At 58.0% G+C, this 19,975-nt stretch carries 10 protein-coding genes and 1 pseudogene; 3 read left to right on the top strand and 8 right to left on the bottom strand.

Features of this window, described 5'->3' with window-relative positions:
• From BCY78_RS19635 to BCY78_RS19615, 6 genes and pseudogenes are all read right to left on the bottom strand, one after another.
• Window positions 1-6,925, bottom strand: a 6,925-nt coding sequence (locus BCY78_RS19635; protein ID WP_139103236.1) for a peroxidase family protein, incomplete at its 3' end; no start/stop codon positions are given.
• Between the two features lie 471 nt (window positions 6,926-7,396).
• Window positions 7,397-7,624, bottom strand: coding sequence for a hypothetical protein (locus tag BCY78_RS19630; protein WP_233499447.1), 228 nt, complete (start codon window positions 7,622-7,624; stop codon window positions 7,397-7,399).
• Window positions 7,624-7,773: pseudogene (locus BCY78_RS24795) on the bottom strand (transposase domain-containing protein); the annotation flags it as partial. The pseudogene BCY78_RS24795 and the gene BCY78_RS19630, both read right to left, overlap by 1 nt.
• Window positions 7,755-7,886 (bottom strand): DUF1153 domain-containing protein, encoded by a 132-nt coding sequence (locus tag BCY78_RS19625; protein WP_233499449.1) that lies wholly within the window; start codon window positions 7,884-7,886, stop codon window positions 7,755-7,757. The gene BCY78_RS19625 and the pseudogene BCY78_RS24795, both read right to left, overlap by 19 nt.
• Before the next feature lie 191 nt (window positions 7,887-8,077).
• On the bottom strand, window positions 8,078-8,782 hold the full coding sequence (locus BCY78_RS19620; protein WP_068305235.1) for an anti-sigma factor domain-containing protein: 705 nt from the start codon (window positions 8,780-8,782) through the stop codon (window positions 8,078-8,080).
• Entirely contained in the window at window positions 8,779-9,516 is a 738-nt protein-coding gene (locus tag BCY78_RS19615; protein WP_369808715.1) for a sigma-70 family RNA polymerase sigma factor, read from the bottom strand. The genes BCY78_RS19620 and BCY78_RS19615 overlap by 4 nt, the downstream gene beginning before the upstream one ends.
• Here BCY78_RS19615 and BCY78_RS19610 point away from each other — a divergent pair.
• Window positions 9,506-10,360 (top strand): DUF4394 domain-containing protein, encoded by an 855-nt coding sequence (locus BCY78_RS19610; protein ID WP_068305233.1) that lies wholly within the window; start codon window positions 9,506-9,508, stop codon window positions 10,358-10,360. The two genes, BCY78_RS19615 and BCY78_RS19610, sit on opposite strands and share 11 nt — an antisense overlap.
• A gap of 378 nt (window positions 10,361-10,738) precedes the next feature.
• Here the strand turns inward: BCY78_RS19610 and BCY78_RS25335 are convergent, their stop codons facing one another.
• Window positions 10,739-13,654 carry a calcium-binding protein gene (locus BCY78_RS25335; protein ID WP_139103235.1) on the bottom strand — a complete coding sequence of 972 codons (2,916 nt, stop codon included), beginning with the start codon at window positions 13,652-13,654 and terminating at the stop codon, window positions 10,739-10,741.
• 1,065 nt (window positions 13,655-14,719) lie between these two features.
• On the opposite strand from BCY78_RS25335, the gene BCY78_RS19600 reads away from it, so the two are divergent.
• Complete coding sequence (locus BCY78_RS19600; RefSeq protein WP_068305227.1) at window positions 14,720-16,738, top strand: UPF0149 family protein; 2,019 nt, start codon at window positions 14,720-14,722, stop codon at window positions 16,736-16,738.
• A 296-nt stretch (window positions 16,739-17,034) separates the two neighbouring features.
• The gene (locus BCY78_RS19595; protein WP_233499446.1) at window positions 17,035-18,996 is read left to right on the top strand and encodes a nucleoside-diphosphate sugar epimerase/dehydratase; all 1,962 of its coding nucleotides are present in this window, start codon (window positions 17,035-17,037) and stop codon (window positions 18,994-18,996) included.
• 410 nt (window positions 18,997-19,406) lie between these two features.
• Here BCY78_RS19595 and BCY78_RS19590 read toward each other — a convergent pair whose 3' ends face one another.
• On the bottom strand, window positions 19,407-19,733 hold the full coding sequence (locus tag BCY78_RS19590) for an H-NS family nucleoid-associated regulatory protein (RefSeq protein ID WP_068305226.1): 327 nt from the start codon (window positions 19,731-19,733) through the stop codon (window positions 19,407-19,409).
• Between the last annotated feature and the right edge of the window lie 242 nt (window positions 19,734-19,975).

The raw sequence follows: 19,975 nt of genomic DNA, 5'->3' as shown, positions 1-19,975 counted from the left end.
CGTACAGAACGTCCTGACCATCACCGCCCAGCAGTAGATCAGCTCCGCCCCCGCCTCGCAGGACGTCGTTGCCGCCTTCACCGCGCAGCACGTCATCGTGCTCGCTTCCTGCCAGGCTATCGCTTCCCGCACCGCCAAGCGAAACAACCGATGGCATAGAGACAAGCTCTTCCTCGATCGGGGTGTCCACAACGGGCGGAACCGTAGGATCGCTCAGAACCTCGTCTTCCGCAGGCGCCTCAACCGACGGAGCGCTCAGAACTTCGTCTTCCTCAGCCGCATCAACCGACGGAACGCTCAGAACTTCGTCTTCCTCAGCCGCATCAACCGACGGAACGCTCAGAACCTCGTCTTCCTCAACCGCATCAGCCGACGGAGCGCTCAGAACCTCGTCTTCCTCAGCCGCATCAGCCGACGGAGCGCTCAGAACCTCGTCTTCCTCAACCGCATCAGCCGACGGAACGCTCAGGACCTCGTCTTCCTCAGCCGCATCAGCCGACGGAGCGCTCAGAACCTCGTCTTCCTCAGCCGCATCAACCGACGGAACGCTCAGGACCTCGTCTTCCTCAGCCGCATCAGCCGACGGAGCGGCCAAGGAGCCGTCCATAACCGACTCCTCAGGCACCAACACAGGATCAGAGGTTTGGATCATAACTACGTCTTGTGGCCGAGCCTCCCCGATCAACGCATCGCTGCCGCCATTACCTTCAAAAACAATGCGGTGTGCCGAAGAAAGTGCTGTGATATCAACTGTCTCGTCACCCACATCACCTTTAATGGTAATGGTCGAGTATTCCAGGGACGTGCTGTCAAAGTCTCCGACGATCACAACGCTATCGCGTGTGCTCTCAAACCCGGTAAGCGTTTGGTCCCCATTATTCTCGGTGACGTTCACAGTTGTAGTCGAGCGACGACCCGGCAGGTTGACAATGATCTCTTCAATCTCGTCGGCCTTGGTCACGATCGAAGCAACACCATTCGTTAGACGTGTGATGATGATCTCTGCCCCACCCCCAAGCAGATCGCTCAAAGCATCAGGCGCAAGGCCCAGCTCGAGAGCCAGAGCATCCCGGCTCTGAGAATTGTCAACCAGATCGGCATCTTTGACGGCATAGATCGTGAACGTTTCGTCCGCTTGACTGCTCCCGGTCAAATCAAGGGTGTCAATGCCTCCACCACCATGCACAACGTCAGAGCCACCACCCACGGACCAAAGAATAGTCTCATCGGCGCCACTTCCATAAATCGTGTCGTTGCCTTCTCCTCCATTGATATCTCGAGGATTATTCGAATTGGGATCGGCAAGAATAATGTCTGCCGCGTTGGTACCGCTGAGCTGTCCAAAACGAACGATACGGACGTCCACATTCCCTTGTGCAGCCAACTCACCATCACTCACGTCATACGCAAACGAACCCCTCCCCGACGCCTCAAGCGAGATGCCATTGTCCAGCAAGCTTACCCCAATCGAACGGCTACCGGTGACATCCGTGATAACCGGAACACCGTCAGGATCGACATCATTGACCAGCAGATCCTCGAGACGCAGCAGGAACGTCCCTTGACCACCAAGGACAACACTATCGGTACCCACATCAGGCGCATCGTTGACCGGCACAACCTCGATCCTGGCAGTCGAAACTTCACCCCAGACGAGGCCGTCATTCACCTGCACTTGGATCGCCCGTGTCCCAGCAACCGGAGCATCCGAGTCATTGGCAAAGCGGATCGCCGCCAAGGCCACTTCATAGGCATTCAGGCTGCCAACACCGGTGATTTCGACCGAGATCTGTCCCGACGCCGAGGTGTCGATGACGCCTACAAGCCCCTCAGGCAAATCATCGACAATAAGACGATCATTCGCCTCGGCATTGATAAGTGTGATACGTGCAGCTGAGAGCTCACCACCATCGTCGGACAAGCGGGCAGCCGCTCCAATCGAAAGCGCATCGACTCCCTCGAGATAATAGAGGCTGATATCCTCAGACGGCTCCGGCAGCGGCAATGAGAACGCAATCTCGACATTGTCGATCTGCATGAACTCACGGTCACCGCTCAGGCTATTCTTGACAATGTGAAGCTCGGTTTCTGCATCAAAAGGCCCGCTTAGCAAGAAGCTCAACGGCCCCGGCGGCGTTTCCGCGTTAAGCGTCGCGACATCGACCACCTCACCCGACCCACGAACTAGCAGGATCTGCAACGTGTCGTCGGCCTCAAGCCGGCGACCGGAGGCACGATCGAAATCAAACCGCAACGTTGCACTCTGCGCACCCTCAAGCTGCTCGAGAGAGCGTGCAATCGACGGCGTAGCATTGCCTGCATTACCGCCCTCGAACCGCAAAGCATTGTTCGAGATCTGGATTGCACCCGCATCTGGCGCACCCCCTTGATCATCGTCCGCTTCGACCCAAGGCTGCGTCCAAGCTGCTTCTTCACCATTCGCCAAGCTCAGGCGACCACTCGTGTAATCAGCACCGAAGGCATCAGAGAGCAAACCCTGCGTCAGTCCTTCCAAATAAACGACCGGAGCCTCATTCAGCAGGGAAAGCTCTGTTCCGTCCCCAAAGCGCAAGGTCTCAATACCAAAGATCAAGTCCGTGCCATCGGCCGAAAAATCGTTGAGGCCGGTCACAAGAACAACCGTTCCTTCCATGTTTGGCGCCGCGATCACGCGAATATCGTAATCATCCCGCGTTCCTCCATAGAGGACCGTATCCATGCCATCTTCTGTCCGATCGAGACTGTCGCCCAGCACATAATCCTTGAACATTCGTGACTTGAGCATCTCGACAAAATGCAGCTCAAACGCCTCGGTGCCGAGATCCTCCCGCCCCAGAAGGCCATCCGCCTGCAGCGTACCATTGGTGCGGAAACTCGCCTCAGCAATCTCGTCATAGGCCGTGTACTCACCCGAATAACGACCGATCAGCTGATCAAGGCGGATGCTGTCACCGATCATCACATCGTTGCCTTCGCCGCCCGTCATGGTGTCATCACCTCGACCGCCGAACATCCAATTGCCATTCGCATCGCCGATAAACACATCGCCATTCTGCGAGCCAATCACACCCTCCATCTGGAACCAGGCCGGGAAAGCCGTGGTCAAATCGATGGCGCGCTGTGGATTGGCCTGCGTGTTGAAATCCGCAACGATCGGCTGAGCCCCGGCCAGGTAGTCTGAGAAATCGATGATATCAAAGCCCGTATCAACCAGGCCATCCCCGCCGATGACCTCATCAGGACCGAAACCCGCAAGCGCTTGCGATGCATTGCCCGGACGAATGATATCATCACCCAGACCACCCTGCAGGAAGTCCTGATCGTCACCGCCGACCAGAACATCATCTCCATTATCGCCATAGAGAAGGTCGCCCGACTGGCCACCATCAATATAGTCGTTGCCATCACCCCCATGGGTGAAGGCATCCGTGTCCCCTTCCCCGAAAATCACATCGTCGCCGCCACTCCCAGAGATCTTGTCGATCCCCTGACCAGCATAAATTACGTCATTGCCCGCACCGCCAATAACCTGGTTCAGGCCCGCAGCCGCCGTGCCAGAGTTGCCCCCGTAGATGACGTCATCCCCCGCACCGCCGTCCAGAAGATCACCACCGTCGCCGCCGACCAGAATGTCGTCACCGTTGCCACCATAGATCCGGTCGATGCCAAGGCCGCCGAAAGCAATGTCGTTGCCATCTTCGAGATAGCCCGTGTCATCCCCCGCTCCGAGATAGACCACATCGTCATTGTTGGTGCCGCGAATAACTTCATGGCTGCCCGCTCCTGTCACCGGCGTACCCTCACGCGTGACAATGCTAGGATCCAGTTCCGCACGCTGTGCGAGCACGAACGTCTTGGTGATCACATCGAGATTGTCGAAGCTCACCTTCAGGCCATTGATCGCAACATTGGTCCGCGACAGACTCGCCGCCTGCGCATTCGACAGCGTCAGAACACTCCCGTTCGCGGCTTCCGACCCATCGCGCGTCAGAATGCCAACATCGGGATTAGCCTCCAGCACAGACTGTAGCTCGGCATCCGACAACCGTCCGCTCTCCTGCAGGAAGTCATGATACTCGTCCGCATAAGCAAAAATGCTGCCATTCAGCCCCGTGAGCCCGGTATTGCGCTCCACGATATCCTTGAACTGTTCATTCGCAATCTCGTCGCCAAAGTTCTGGTTCACAAGGCGATAGAGATAGTACATTCGATCGCCGTCCTTGAGGCGCACGATCTGGTCAACGAACAGGACATTGAACACTTCGCCCAGTATGCCCCCGATGACATGGGCTTCGGCAAGGCCCCCCATCCAAGCATCAATCGCATCCACCGTCGTCGCCGCGCGGTCAAGCTCAGCATCCCCTGTAGGCGCTTTGTTCATGAACTGGATCGCCTGATTAATGGTCCAGTTCTCGAGGTTCAAACTTTCCTCGACAATCTGGCCATCTGCCAGTCGCACCAAGACCTCTGCCTTGCGCAGCGCCTCACCATGATCATAAATCGCCAGATCAATAGCACCCGTCTCATCAGCCACAGGGCCGAAAGCGTAAGCCGCCAGAAAATTCGTCAAAGACTCTGGCGTTCCCATTCCTTCCTTGAAACTGGCCCAGCTGTCGTACGTCTCCAAACCAAGCGACGCCCGAAGCTCGTTGAGCGGCGGAATCCCCATATCCCGCCCCCGTGCGATGTTGATCGCCGCCAGATCGAGCGGCAAGCCAAGAAGACCTTGGTTCAGCGCAGGCGTGAGAAACTCGTCCACATCCCCTGATTGCTGATGGGTCATACCCAGAGCAATCGCCGCCGGACCGATCTCGGCAAATTTCTCAGGCGCGAGGAAGGCCGCCTGCAAGGCGTAGGACACCACCGCTCCGGTGAAGCTGCCCTGCGGATCGATCGTGTCCACTGTCTCTCGCAACAGCGAGTGGCCAAAGCGGTAGGCTACTTGCCCAAATTCCAGAGAGATAGAGGCATCGACACCGCTGTTGTAGCCCACATACTCGGGAATATCAGCGGTGATGGTCGGCGCGAACTGATCCGCCGCAATGTGCTGATACTCCATCTCGACGATGAGCTTGACGCCCGCGAAGACCTTGTCTTGGTCCCAGGCAATCACATCGACGAACACCGGAGCACCCGTCTCATCTTGGGCCTCCTGACGGTAAACAAAGTTACCAGCTTCATCCATGATGCCGGTATCCACCTGGAAGCCATGCAGTGTGGCGTGGCTGGTGTCGCCTTCCGCCACAAGGGCCGCATCTTGCTTGGCCAGAGCCTGCAAAAGGTTGGTCACCTGATAGTTATGCTCGGAGTGGAAAACGTGGTGAACCGCAGTCAGGCCAAAATTCTCGTTCACCCGACCATCACCCGCCAGGTAATGCGCCGACACCGAGTCAAACAGCACGTCTGAGCCCAGATTATTCAATGGTGAGAAGGTCCGAAAATCAATCAGCGCCATCAGATCAAGCGTCGAGTAATTCCCTGCAGCATCAGCAAGAATTGGACGCGCACCTTCCGGATAATTACCCTCCGCGTCAGGTTCAACAATCGACACTCGTGGGCCAAAAGGCGAATGCTCCACGACAATGTAGGTCTGCGCCAAATCCTCCTGAAGACCTTCGGAGAAATGCGACGTGTCAAACTTCGGGTTCATATCCAACAACAGCGGCTGACCCGTCGACACCCCATTCTCAACAACATGCCCGTTCGCATCACGCTCGCGCACATTCAGCACATCGTCCCACGTCAGTGGATCGCGCCCTGTCGCGATCAGGTGCTCATTCAACTCGTTCAGAGTTGGCAAGGTGTTAGTCGTCACATTCCCCCAACCATCAACCCAACTTTTGTCGAGCGTCGTGCCATCAAACAATTTCATACCCGGCACATAGGTCCCCGTTGCCGGATCGAGGACCCATTCGCGCAACAGCGCACTGATCGCCTCAGTAGAGCCATAGGTCTGGTTTTGATCGATATAGGGCGAGGTGTGGTTCACATAGGTCGGATCTGCACTCGCCAGATCGGTCGGGTTGTCGATGATCGCTCGGCTGACTTTGAGTTGCGTGATGCGCTGACCTGTCGTTGTATCGATCGCGTTGTAGAGCGGATCGTCCTCGGTCAAAGCGATGGTGATCTTACCGTTGCTGCTCGACTTCTCTACAAAATCAAGGCCATGGTCGAAGAACTGACCAAACAGGCTGAACCAGGAGTTTGTCGGCGCAACACCCGCATTCATTGACCCCAAGAAAACCTCTGCACTGCCCGGGTTCTGGAAATCCGTCTGTCCCAGCTCCGCAATCAGGCCGTGGTCAACCACAACCGCCGCGCCCTCAGTCTGACCCGCCGCGTTGAACTCAACACCCTCGTTGAACGCCGCCCACTGGTCCTGGATCTGCTGTCGGTAATCCTCGTCGCTAGCCCACCGGTCTTGTGACCAATACATGATCCCACCAGCCGCATATTGTGCCAGTTCGACCCCGCCCGTTGTGATCGTCCGCGAAATCAACCGCGGCGTCGGATCGTTCACATCCGTCAGCGGCGTGTAGTCAATCCCAGAGACATAGTCCCAGAAGTTCGCAGGAACGAGCCGGATGAATGTCGCGCCAGAGACGCCCCAAGTTTGCGTCGGCTCTCCAGCATTGAGGTTGTTATGCACACCGCTCTGCTCGCGCAAACCAACCAAAGATGTCGTCGTCGGGAAGGATCTCCCCAATACATCGAGGACATTCTCGGCGCTCAGTGGGACACCGTCATGCTCGAAAGCACCAGGCTGCTCAGGATCGTAGAGAAGCGCGCCACTGGCATCGAATGCCGTGCTGTCACCTGACCACGCAATGAGAGCATCCCCGTTTACGTCGAAAAGAGGAATGAAATCGAGCTGGCGCAGGATGAATTCAAGATCGGTCTGATTTAGGACAAACGGCTTCAGCATGATGAGAACTTCCTGGAACAACTGATGAGTTCCCGTCAGATCACACGCCACTCCTTACAGACACCTGCCTGAAAGATTTCAGAAATGAAATCTACAGCAGGAAGGGGGAAAATATATCTATTATAAACAATGATTTATGAGGCCTGGAAGAAAATGGCAAATTTGGGGCGCATCGCCTCAATCTCGACATAATTATGAACAAAAGGATATCAAAGACCAAAGATTCCCGTCATTGTAACCATATGAGAAACCAAGCTCCACTCAGATCGCCTCCGCAGACAAGAGAATCACCTTCAAGGAGATCAACGAATTGCCACCTCCCTCACCGGGAAGCGCGCTTGGCATTGACCTGCCCCCCCGCAAAATCACTCATCGCGATGTAGAGTCTGGTAACCGGCCGGTTGCTACCGCGGTGATTTCGCCTTGATGCGGGCGACAAGTTCTGCGTCGTGGACGAAGTCGTCGAGAAACTCATGCCAAGTTTCGGGAGGCATGCGCGCGGCCCTGAGCATGTCTCGGAATTCTTATGCCGCACTCTGTGAGAGCCGTAATGGCTTCCTCCGAACTGGTGTAGACGCTGATGATGTCACCGTAGGTCAGATTGTCGTCGTTGGAGACGATAGCCTCAAGCAACTCGGGGTCTTCGCAGCGCATCTTCGCGACATAGTTCATGGTGCAGACATGGGTGACGGTCGCCATCAGGCAGCCTCGGCCTGAGCGGTGGCCATTGGTACCCAGTTCCACAGCAGGAGCTCGCCGAGCCGGTTGATCTTGTGATCGTGGATGCGGCCGAGCACGTCGGCGAGATAGGCTTGGGGATCGAGGCCGTTTAGCTCTCGGTCTCGGATGGCGTCAGGTCGAACGAACGGCTGGCTTCGACCACCGTCATCTTGCCTTGGATGATCTCGATGACAAGCGCTGTTTTGCGCTTCGCCGTCCAACGTTTGATGCTGTCGTCCATCGTCATGCTCATTGCCACACTCTCCCTTGTAGCATGAGCAGATTTTCACTGGGTCGGTACATGACTTCTGTCGCGATTTTGTCTCGATCCTATCACGACCTCCCAGGGAAACGCTTTTCCTGCCGGGGCACCCCTTAGCTAATTCGGAGCCTGTTCGCAGGATCTTGGGTGAACCAACCGCTCGCGCTCGATCAAAGCTCAGCTTGTACCAAGGGAATGTCTACCGTGCCGAACACCCGTCCGGAGGGCCGGCCGGTCGGCGACCCGCCCGGGGGCTCCTCCGAGACGCCCAGCGTCAGGACACCCTGCACAGCGGCAATCTCGGCGGGCAGTCTAAGACGCACATTGTCGCCCTCAGGCCATAGGCCAACGGACTGGGCCGGCTCGCCCGGTCCATGCGCCCAGACCTGCAGGATGCGCCCCCCGGGTGCTGCGCCAGCGGTCCGAGCGAGGATGACCTCGTCCGACTGCATATCAACAAGAGCCACCACGCGGAAATCCCCCTCCCGCGAGACAATCTGTGCGGCATAGAGCTGCAAGGGTGTTGCTCGCTCGTTCGGCTGAAAGACCATAAACGTCAGCAACAGTGCCGCCGCAATCGCGCTCCCCGTAAGGGCTTGCCACAATCCCAGTCGTTGTCGGACAAGACGTCGCCGCGGGGCGGGGAACAGACGCTCCATCAGGTCCTCACGCGCCGCCACAGATGCGGCTATCGGATCCAGATCCGCCATCTGAGACAGCTGTGCTTCCCACGCCGCAACCTTGGCGGCGAAGCCCTGATCGCGCGAAACCCGAGCGCGGACCGCAAGATATTCTTTGTCCTCCAGGAGGCCCATCGCGTATTCAGCGGCGAGCATTTCATCATCGGGCACAGTGCTTTCCGGGAGTTCGCTCATCTGGTCACGCAGTCCTTCAACGCCATGAGGCCACGTCTCAGCCATGTGCGCATGGTGTTCAGCGGCACACCGGCGCTCTCCGCCAGCTCCGCATAGCTCAACCCGTCCAAATAAGCCCCCGTGACGGCGCGACGACGCTCTGCACCCAGTTCATCGAGACAGGCCGAAATACGGCCTGCCTCTGCCAACACAAGAATCTTCGTCTCCGGGTTGGATCCCGCAGCGGGGTGGATGTCATGATATTCAGTCACATCACCGCCACGGCGCTGCGCACGCAAACGATCAATGGCCGTGTTACGGGCGATCGTGATGAGCCATGTCATCGGCGAGTGGCCCGTCACACGGTAGCGCTCGGCACGGGTCCAGACCTTGACGTAGGTGTCCTGCATCGCGTCCTCAGCGGCGTGCCCACGCCCTAAGATACGGCAGCATACCGCGTAAAGTTTCCCGCTGGTGGCATCATAAAGGGCTTCAAATGCGCTACGATCCCCGATGCCACACCGGACGATCAGCGTCTCGAGGTCGATCTGGGGCGTATTCAACCCTGTCGCTGCCTCACGCCCGGAGGGCCTACCGGAGCCGGGGTTCTCGTCTGTCAGAGTCTCTATCCTGCTCATCGTCGAAAAAATCGTCACGCCCTGAAACTCTGATGCCGCTTGCACCGTGGCTTTGGCGAATTGGCCCGCATGAGGTGGTCCAATGCAAGCAAAAAGGACGTTATCGATGCCCTTCAAAAACACTCTTGCCCTGACCGCTGCGACCCTCACCTTCGGCACGGCCGCTCTGGCCGATGACCATGCCGGCGTCATGGGCTATGCCCTCGCCGAGGACGGCAGCACGCTGGTCGCCATGGCCGACATCGCCATGCCCGGCACCGTGGAGACCCATGCGCTCGAGACCCCGCTTCGTGCGATCGCCTATCGCCCCGTCACCGGGCAGCTGCTGGGCTACGCGGATGGCATGATCTACGAAATCGACCCCGCGACCGGCGCGCTGACGGATCTGAGCGCCACCTTCATGGAAAACGCCATGATCGGCGAAGGCGCCGTGGCCTTTGACTTCAATAACCAGCTCGACGCCGTGCGCGCGGTTGGTGCCGATGGCTCGAACCTCGTGTATTTCCCCGACGGATTCGGCAACAATGACGAGCGTGCGAACTCCGTCCGTCGTTTCGCCGATGCCTATTACGCCGAGGGTGACATGTCGGCAGGCATGGAGCCGATGATCTTCGGCAACGCCTATACCAATGCCATCTCCGGCGCCAAGGCTTCGTCCACCGCGCAGTTCGCGCTCGACGCCAATACCGATGCTCTGGTGACGCTGGCCAACAATGACGGCACGCTGGCGTCTGTCGGCCATCTGACGGTCGATGGCGAGCCGATCGACGTGAGCTACTGGGGCGGTTTTGACATCGTCTCGCCGGAAGAGGGTTCGGACATGGCCTATGCGATCCTGCAGCTTGAAGGTGCGGAGACTGCGGGTCTCTACTCGGTTGACCTGAGCAGCGGCGCCGTGAGCGAACTCGCGGATCTGGGCATGGGCGGCTTCAGCGGCTTCGCTCTCTCGCGCGGCATGTAAGCGGTCTTCTGACCACAAGAGTCCCAGAAGCCTCTCGACCTTTGTGTCGGGAGGCTTCGTCGTGAGAGCCAACTGGCTCTCAGCGATATCCTTGCTTATAACGTGGAATGCTTGATGAGCGCGCGGGCACTCTGCGGACGTTGCAGGGTCTGTGCGAGGATTCTGATCGGCTTGATGCCCCCCCAACCGCTTTACGAGCGGCAAAACCAGACCTCAGCACACCGGAAGTGGCCACAACGGCCGCCTCAACCACTCTCTCTGCACATCCTCAGGCACGGGTAAAGCAACACTCCCGATCAACGCGGTACTCGCACTGCTTGCAAGAACGGGGCCACGGAATGTCCCGCGGCCCCGGCTATGTTTCAAGTTGCTGACATCTCAGGCAATCAGGAACAGATCGTCACGAGCTGCAAGGTCAGACAACAGCTGGTTTTCGAGACGAAGCACATTCCCTTCCGAGAACCTGATCTCAACAGCCGCCCCCACCTGAACCGCATGCTCGGTGAAGAACGCTGCGTCGAAGGGGTCGACACCACTTTGCTCAACCAGCCCCCGCGACAGCACAAGCGTGTCCTCCGCGGAAAGATCGACAACGACATCCATCCCAAAGTTCGCCCCGAAGATGAAGCTATCCGCCCCCTCGCCCCCCGAAAGCGTGTCATTGCCTACTCCACCATTGAGGCGATCATTCCCCTCAAAGCCGAAGAGCGCGTCGTTGCCTCCCTCCCCCAGGAGAGCGTTCGCCTCTGCGTTGCCTCCCAGGCTGTCACCATGTCCAGAGCCGCGCAGATGCTCGATGCTGACAAGAACATCTCCCTCCGCATGGCCGCCGCTCGCGGCCCCCGAGGAGAGATCGATCACCACGCCCGCGTTTGAGCCTGCATAGCTCGCAAGGTCGTTGCCAGCTCCACCGTCGAGACGGTCTCCACCAGCACCCCCATGCAGCTGATCGTTGCCATCCTGCCCCGACAGGCTATCGGATCCCCCATCCCCGAGCAGCACGTTCGACAGATTGTTCCCCGTAAGACTATCGTCATGCGAGGACCCCCGGAGGTTCTCGATATCAATGAGGACATCACCTTCCGCGTGCCCGCCCTGCGCGCTGCCTGCCGACAGATCGATCACAACGCCTTCGTTCGAGCCGCCATAGGCCGCGAGGTCACGCCCCGCCCCACCATCCAAACGGTCCGCGCCGGCGCCGCCGCTCAGCTGGTCATTGCCACCAAGACCGAACAGCTGGTCATTGCCGCCGCCGCCCAAGAACGTGTTCGCCTCGACGCCACCGGTGAGACTGTCGTCGAAGCCCGAACCCATGACGTTCTCGATGCTGACCAGAATGTCGCCTTCGGCATGGCCACCCCGGGCCTCTCCCGTCGACAGATTGATCACGATACCCGCACCGGACCAGCTGTAAGCGGCAAGGTCACGCCCTTGCCCCCCATCCAGACGGTCCCCACCGGCACCACCGGTCAGAACATCATTCCCCTCGAGGCCGAAGAGCTCATCCGAGCCCTGCCCGCCAAACAGCGCGTTCGATTGTCCACTTCCCGTCAGACTGTCATTGAAGCTCGAGCCTCGCAGGTTCTCGACATCGATCAGGACATCGCCCTCGGCGTGCCCGCCCCGGGCGGTCCCGGCCGAGAGGTCGATCACGACCCCACCCGTCGAGCCCGCATAGGAAACCAGGTCGCGCCCTGCGCCCCCCTCGATGCGATCCGCAGCAGCGCCGCCCGTGAACGTATCGTTCCCGGAATTGTCGATCACCTCAGGAACACTCGGGCGAGGCACACCACCTCCAGCAGGACGCGGCGCGGCCTGAATTTGGTCGAAGGCATCACTGGAAACCACCTCCGGAAAGCCGCGATCATCCGTGAACCGAGCCTCCAGGCGGATCGACATACCCTGGTCTGCCGCCGTGAGCGTGTAGCTTAACCCGTTTGCACCGGGGATATCTTCCCCATTGCGCACCCATTGCAAGACTGCAGCGCCCCGACCATCTGGGTCAGAAAGGACAATATTTGTCGCAGTCAGCGTCTCGCCCACCACGCCACGCCCGGTTACGGGAACAGTGCCCGTCGCAGGCTGGTTTGCGGCCCCGATATCGGCAAACGAAGCACTCGACAGAACCTCGAAGAAACCTCGTCCATCCGTGAACCGGATATCCAAGCGGACCGACTGACCCAAATCTCCTTCGGCAAGCGTATAGCTAGATCCCGTTGCGCCCTGAATATCGACCCCATTCAACATCCATTGATAGCTGATCGCCGCGGGCAGAGGCGCACCGTCACTGTCCTCAACCGTAATCTCCCCAGCGACAAGCGTCTGCCCCACAGCCCCAATGCCGCTCACAGGCACAGATCCAACAGCTGGCACATTGGCCGAGATGACCGCGCTCGTGGCCGAGCTTACAAGAATGTCGAAGGCAACAGGCGACGATGTATCGCGTACCTGCAACATCAAAATAGCGCCGAGATCGCCCTCAGCGACCTCATAACTCAGAGACGTCGCGCCATCGATCTCTACGCCGTTCCGGAGCCATTGGTAGGTAATCTCGCCTGACAGCCCTGATGCCGGAAGGTCCTCAGCTGCCGCCGTCAACGTCTCTCCAACCGCCGCAATGCCGGCGATCGTCACGGACGGCGGAGGCGGCGGAGGCGTGACCGAGAAGTCTGTTCGCGCGATTAATCCCAATTCATTCGAATAATCCCAATTGCTGCGATCCGCAATCGATGCAAGTAATTCTTCCTTAGTCCCCGAGACCACCCCGGAGTAAACAGCGTAATAAAATTCACTTTGCCCATCCGTCAATGAAACCGCACTCTCGCCTTCCGTTAGGGCCGCCGGAAGATCACTGTTATTACTGGTAGATGGTCCACTTTGGTAGTATCCCTTAACAGGAGTGAAGCCCTCGAAATAACTGTAGTTATTATTTACCATAAACAAAAAATCAGGCGCATCATTTTCTCCCTGATAGGCTATGATTTGATCGCCCCCGAAAGCCAATGAAAAGTCAGGGTCAAGAGAAATATTACCATGAGAAACTCCCCAGCTAACTCCAGCATCAGGACTGTTGAAAGTCACAACAGTTCCTGCGGAAAGAGCAGGAGCTGCCCAGGCGATTTCACCATCCCCATTAAAATCGGAAAATGCACCCGAAAACCAACCATTATCGGTAAATTTTACAACTTCTCCTTCAGGAACATCCGAAAGCAGCACAACAGAGAAAAATTGAGAGCTACTTCCGGCATTTGTGCCGTATGAAATGATGGCAAGGTCACCGATATTCAGGGTCATTGTGGGATCTCTTCACTCAGATGGGGGTAGGGTTTCAGCAATAGGCTACTCGCCTTAAAAAGCAGCGGGGACTTCCCGCCAGAGCAGGTTTACACGGCATTCGCCGCCAGAATTTTTGGATGTCTGCGCATCAGAGCAACTGAAGGTTGGGGCTTCACTCAGCGCCAAGGGCGACAGAGCAGATCACACTCCACCATACGCTGCTTGCCATCGCTTGCTGCCAGACAGTACAAAGACCATCCCTCAGCGCCAACAAGACAAAAAAGCAACGTTAGGCCAACTCGTGCGGCCACCTCCTATTCGCCACAAAGAAACCGCCACCTGCCTTCCCGGAGATGAAACACAGAGGGCCAAGGCTTCAGAATTACGGATAGTCGAAGGCAGTTAGAGAAACAAGAAATTTCTGCCGAACAAGAGTTATATCGTGCATGGTATTAATGACTTTCCGCGGATTTCACATTATCCGGCGAAAGCCCCTCCCCTTCGAGTTACCCCGGAAACAATGCCAAAGTAATTGCCTGGACAACCAATGGGATAGGTTAGCGCCCCTGATTCTGTTCGCCGAGACAAGACCTCCACGTCCGAAGGTGAGGAGCCCAAAGGTTAGCTAGCAAGCAGAGTGCATGTCGATGCCCGGAGGAGAATCGAGGTACCCTTAGGCTCTCTATCGCCTTTTTCCTCAACTGACGGCGACAATCTACAATTGCCACAGCAACAATTTTTTATTGCGTTTTGGGATTCATCTTATTGGAGAATATATTCAAATTCTCTATCGCAATAAGATGCGTTGGCGTGAGCGCTTTCCGCCAAAACCAGAATCAGCGAACAGGCTTGCCTACCTCCAAGACAGTCGGGCTTCCGCGGCGGCGCAAGCTCGACGCTCTACACTCTTGCTGGCGCAAATCCGCGCGCTGCTCCGGAAAAGCTTGCGAGCCGCACTCGGCAGACCATAATGCTCACCGTGCGCTTACCGGTCTCCCCTGCGTCTCCGCCAGCCGCGTCGGTCACGTCAGATACACCGCATTTCAAGCCCCCACAGACACGCATCACACAAGATCAAGCTCTATGACCGACGCCGTTCTGGATCTTCTTTCTGCCATTGCCGCTCAACAAGCAGCCGGAAATCCTGCGACGCTGATACGCACCGCAAGCCGAGCCCTCCTAAGCCATCCAAGGGATACGATCCTCGTGGCCTTTGCCATCCTCGACCCCTCGGATGCGGCCCGAGCGTACGCGGCTCGCGCGCTGCTTTCTGCGATCCTCGACGAGGCCCGCATTGCGACCGAGAATGACCTGCCCGACGGCCCCGCCCTACTGCATAGCCTTTCAGAGGCGCTTTCGACGCATGACCAGCACACACCCCTGACACCAACGGCACGCCTGAGCCTTGCCAGCGCCTATGCTCGCGCAGGCTTGTCTATCCCCCCTTGGGCCATGCTCGCCCCCCACACAATGCGAGCACCTCTTGAGCCTTGGATGCCAGATCTGGATGACTTGCTCACTCCCGCTCTGGACGAGCTGTATGACACACCCCTTCAAGCCCACGCAGCCATTTCCGAGTTGATCGCCGCCCTGCCCCCTGAGATGGTGACCATCTTCATCTCGATGATTGTCGCACGCGAAGGCGATGCTGGCGCCAGACTTGGGCTCTATTGGCTGCTTGATCAAAGCCCCGACATCCGCCTGGGCGCCGCGGCCGCGCTGCTGTCGCGCGCAGAGCAAAAGACTTTACACCAGGATGCCGCCCGTCTTCTCCCAATCCTACGCAAATGGCTTCCGGACACCGAAGCCCGCACCGTCCTCGATGCGACCATTCGTTGTCAGATGCGCAACACCTCAGTCGCCCACACAAAAGCCGACATTAAACTGCTCCGCACAGCCATCAGCCTCCCCGATGGCGTTGGCGCCCAAAGTGTGATCGTCGTCACGCAGACAGGAAGCCAGCGACACATTGGCATGACCATGCTCAAACAGGGCTATGGCGTTAAAGACGCCTTTGTCATCAGCTGCCGAAGCGCCACCGAGCAGAAGCAGTTCTTCGCTCAGATCACAGACAATATCGATGTTTGCGACGTCCCACCCGAAGCGATCTCCCAGGTCCTCGCATGGGCCCTGGGAGATGGTCTCGCCTCGGGACGGCTGCCCGCTCCCGGATTGCTCGATATCCTCGACCTATTGCCCGTAGGATCCGTTGCCCCGGAACCCAGCCTCACCGCTGATATGCTCGCGGCCATCGCATCGCCAGAGATCCTCTCCAGTCTGGCTGGCAGCGTTCAAGTCAAGACAAGCGCAGAATGGATGCAGCGCGCCCCTCATCTTGACAGCTGGTTTGAGGATACCGGCGCGCTACGCACTGCCATCGGACGGGCGCGAACCCCAGCCGGGCGCGAGAAGGCAATCTGGAAGCATCTCGAGACGCGCCGTGAGTGGTGGTCACGCATCTTCGCCAGCTCAGCCGGCCTCCTGAAATTCTCTCAAGACGACCTCTGGCTCCCCTTTGCCACGGCAGCACAAGCCATGCAGGACGGACAGCCTCTCAAAAAACTCCCGATCCTGAACGCGATCGCTGCAACCACACTCGAGGCTTGGGAAGATACGTTCGCGCCAGAGGCACCGCAAAATTCGATGGCTCTACGCTTGGGCGATGCCCTCAAACAAATGGGCCGCTCAGCCGCCTATCTGGACGGCTATCTCGTCGCCCTCACCATATCGCCCTATGAACCCACCCCCGAAGACTGGATGGGAAGGCTCATCCAAGGCATCGAGTTCAAAGGAGAGGGGAGTTTGCACAGGGTGATAGAAGCGATCACCGAGCGCGCGTCTACCGTCGAGGAGATGATCGAAGACAGCGATACCTTGAAAGCCACCTTGGGAATCCTCTCGGCACCAGATCTGCGCGACTGGTCGGCAGGGTTCAGCGCCCTGGTCGACAATGCCCCCTACGCCTGGCCCGCTAAACTCCTGGCTGCCGACGACAGGCGGCTCCTCAAGATCATCGCAGGCGTCGGTCGTGAGAGCGACCCCACAGACCTGCGCCCGCTGCTCCCGGCGTGGGTTTCGCGGCGCTACTCGCTCCGCAAATGAGGCCGCGAGCGACCCCTCCGAGCCTGCCACCGCCTCAATCCGGCCAAGGATCACGCCGCGCCGCGGCTATGGTCGACTGGCCCGCCAGCAGAGCTCTGCGAGGAGCCGTCCAAGTGTAGCAATTCCGGCACTATTTCGCCCGTTAACAACCGCGCGCTTGCCCCCAGCGAAGCCCCCCCCTATCAAGAAGACCACTTGCCACAGTCCGAGACCGTCTCCAGCCGCGAGCCCGTTGATGGACCAGAACCTAGCTGCGCCATCCCGACGGTGGGAATGTCGCCATAAAGGAGACCACGGTGGTCTCGACCATCAAATACCTCGTGGCACTCGCACGCCCCCACAAACGGCTCATGCTCATGAGCATGGACAGCTTGTTGGCGTTGTTTGCAAGTCTCCTCGCGCTCGGTTTGCTGGCAATCCCTCTTTCTCTCCTGACGAACCATCGCGTTCTCGCCGTTGTCCTGACACCTGGCCTGGCAACCCCCATCCTCTTTTCAAGACTCGGCCTGTATCAGGTCGTCCTGCGCTACATCACCGGCCAAGCCATGCCTCAAATCCTCACAGGTATAGCTGCCACAAGCGCCATCATGGCCGGCATGAACGCCCTTCTGGCCTCCGGCCTGCCGGCGACCCTCGCCATCATCCACGGCATGGTCTCCCTCATCCTCCTGACAGGGTTCCGCTTCGGCATGCGGCGCATCCTGCGCTTGCCCGGCAATAGCCAACGCACCCCCGTCATCATCTACGGCGCCGGAAACGCAGGACAACAACTCGTCGCAGCCCTGCATCAAGGCATCGAATACAAACCGGCCGCTTTCGTGGACGACGATCAGACCCTTCAAGGGTCCACTGTCAGCGGCGTCCGCGTTCACCCGACCTCAGACCTTCGCGCCCTCATCAAGAAATGGGCCGTCCGCGAAGTGCTCCTGGCAATGCCCAGCATCAGCCGTGCACGGCGCCGCAAAATCGTCAGCCAGCTCGAAACCCTGGGCGTTGAAGTCAAAACCATCGTCAGCATGAATGACGTCGTCGCTGGCCGCGCAAAATTCGCAGAGCTGCGCACGGTCACTCCCGAAGACCTCCTCGGGCGCGACACAGTCCCCCCAAACCCAAACCTCATGCGGCGGACAATCACCGGGAAAGTTGTTCTCGTCACCGGGGCCGGAGGATCCATCGGCTCCGAACTCTGCCGTCAGATCGTTCGCCTCAAACCCAAAGCCCTCATCCTGCTCGATAACTCGGAATACGCACTCTATGCGATCAACACCGAGCTGCGTGACACGATGAGCACAAGTAGCCCCAGGATCATTCCGATCCTGGGATCCGTTCAAAACCCGGGTCGCATGCGCGCCATCCTGCGCAAGTTCTCCGTGCATACGGTTTTTCATGCCGCTGCCTACAAACATGTCGGGCTGGTCGAAGAGAACATCATCGAGGGGATCCATAACAACGTCTTCGGCACCAAGGTCATCGCCGAAGCCGCGGCGGAAGCCAAAGTTGAAACCTTCATCCTGGTCTCGACAGACAAAACCGTTCGACCAAGCAATATCATGGGAGCAACAAAACGGATCGCAGAACTGACCTGCCAAGCGCTCGATCAGGAGCACTCCACCGTCTTCTGCATGGTCCGCTTTGGGAATGTCTTGGGATCCTCAGGGTCTGTCATCCCCAGATTCCGCGAACAAATTGAGCGCGGCGGCCCTGTGACCGTCACACATCGCCAAGTGAACCGCTTCTTCATGACGATTCCAGAGGCCGCCCAGCTTGTGATTCAAGCCGGCGCAATGGCGAAAGGCGGCGATGTGTTCGTTTTGGACATGGGACAACCCGTACGCATCCTCGACCTCGCACAATCGATGATCCGCCTTCATGGGCTAACCCCTTACATCGTCGATGAAGCGGGCACATCCGAAACAGAAAGCGGCGACATCGCCATACGGATCACGGGACTTGGCAAAGGAGAGAAACTCTTCGAAGAGCTTCTGATCGGCAATAATCCCTGCGGAACCGAACATCCCCGGATCATGACGGCCTCCGAAACAGCCCTCTCACCCGCCGAAATGCGCGTGCTTCTGGACCACATGATGCAGGCCTGCAAGGATTTTGACCTTGGCCGCATCCAGCAGATCCTCAACGAAGCCCCGCTCGATTATCGTCCGCAAGACACGACAATCCACGACCTGATGTGGCCCCCGGAAGAAGGGCACCTAAAATCGCTGCCTGCCTTGCGCGTCATCGACGGCGCGTCAAAGACATGAGCAATGCCAGAAGACGCCCACGCTGACGTTGAGAATGGAGTGCGTCGCCTCTATTCCCAAGGCCATTTTGGGGCTCCATGAAGCTTGTCTGTTGATCAAGCGACCCTGAAGGTGCGCTGTTGCGCAAATCGGCTGATGCCTGCATGTCCCCCTGCACCGGCCCCCTTATATGCGAGGTCCGTCACCACCGCGAACCCTCGCCTGGCTTGAACCAGAGAGGGCAAATACTATCACGGCTCAAGGCAATTCTCCGCAACGCCATTCTTAGGAACCGGATAGGTTTGACAGCCAAAAAAATCGACGCAAAAAAATTGGGGCGTCGTGTTGTTTCACTCAACAAAACGCCCCCTTTTATTGTACAGCGATCAACTCAAAGACAGATGAGTTGATAAATCCACCAATCAACACCGTCAGGCGCCCTTTACAGCGAGATCATCCTCTGTCTTCCCAGAGGCAATGGCGTCGATGAACCATTGCGGGCGACGCCCACGGCCTGACCACGTAATCTCCGGGTTCTCTGGGTGCTCATACTTCGGCGGCACAGCCGGACGATTCTTTTTACCATCCGGTCCAACCAGCTGCGTGAGAGAGAAGCCCATCTCTTTCGCCATCGCCTCTACCTTGGCACGCGCCTCGAGTTTCTGACGATCCTCGTAGCTTCCAATTGCCTTCGCCACGTCCTTCTGAAGCTTCTTCAGCTCGTCCAAGGAAAGCGTCTCAAGATCTTTCTTGCTCATTTTAGCACCCCCATTTTGCGCTATAAGCTCCGATACAATGAATTGTCACTATATTGCAACTCCTGACCTAACGAAAAGATCCAAGAGCCCCCAGACATATGACAAAAATAATATGTATCTTGGATGTTCTTTTTGCAGCGACGATCCCTGCCGTTGCTGTCACGACAGGCAAACTTCACACCTCAATCATTATATTTTTGAATTGAAGGCAGTGCGTCCACTCACGAAGACACGCAACCATA

This window comes from Pararhodobacter sp. CCB-MM2, assembly GCF_001691415.1.
Taxonomy (GTDB): domain Bacteria; phylum Pseudomonadota; class Alphaproteobacteria; order Rhodobacterales; family Rhodobacteraceae; genus Pararhodobacter.
This window is presented reverse-complemented; position numbering and strand designations above follow the sequence as displayed.

Excerpts from the sequence above, each read along its gene's own strand:
- BCY78_RS19620 (WP_068305235.1), bottom strand. The coding sequence starts at position 8,782 with ATGAGCGAACTCCCGGAAAGCACTGTGCCCGATGATGAAATGCTCGCC.
- BCY78_RS25335 (WP_139103235.1), bottom strand. The coding sequence starts at position 13,654 with ATGACCCTGAATATCGGTGACCTTGCCATCATTTCATACGGCACAAAT.
- BCY78_RS19600 (WP_068305227.1), top strand. The coding sequence starts at position 14,720 with ATGACCGACGCCGTTCTGGATCTTCTTTCTGCCATTGCCGCTCAACAA.
- BCY78_RS19590 (WP_068305226.1), bottom strand. The coding sequence starts at position 19,733 with ATGAGCAAGAAAGATCTTGAGACGCTTTCCTTGGACGAGCTGAAGAAG.
- BCY78_RS19630 (WP_233499447.1), bottom strand. The coding sequence starts at position 7,624 with ATGGCGACCGTCACCCATGTCTGCACCATGAACTATGTCGCGAAGATG.
- BCY78_RS19610 (WP_068305233.1), top strand. The coding sequence starts at position 9,506 with ATGCCCTTCAAAAACACTCTTGCCCTGACCGCTGCGACCCTCACCTTC.
- BCY78_RS19625 (WP_233499449.1), bottom strand. The coding sequence starts at position 7,886 with ATGGACGACAGCATCAAACGTTGGACGGCGAAGCGCAAAACAGCGCTT.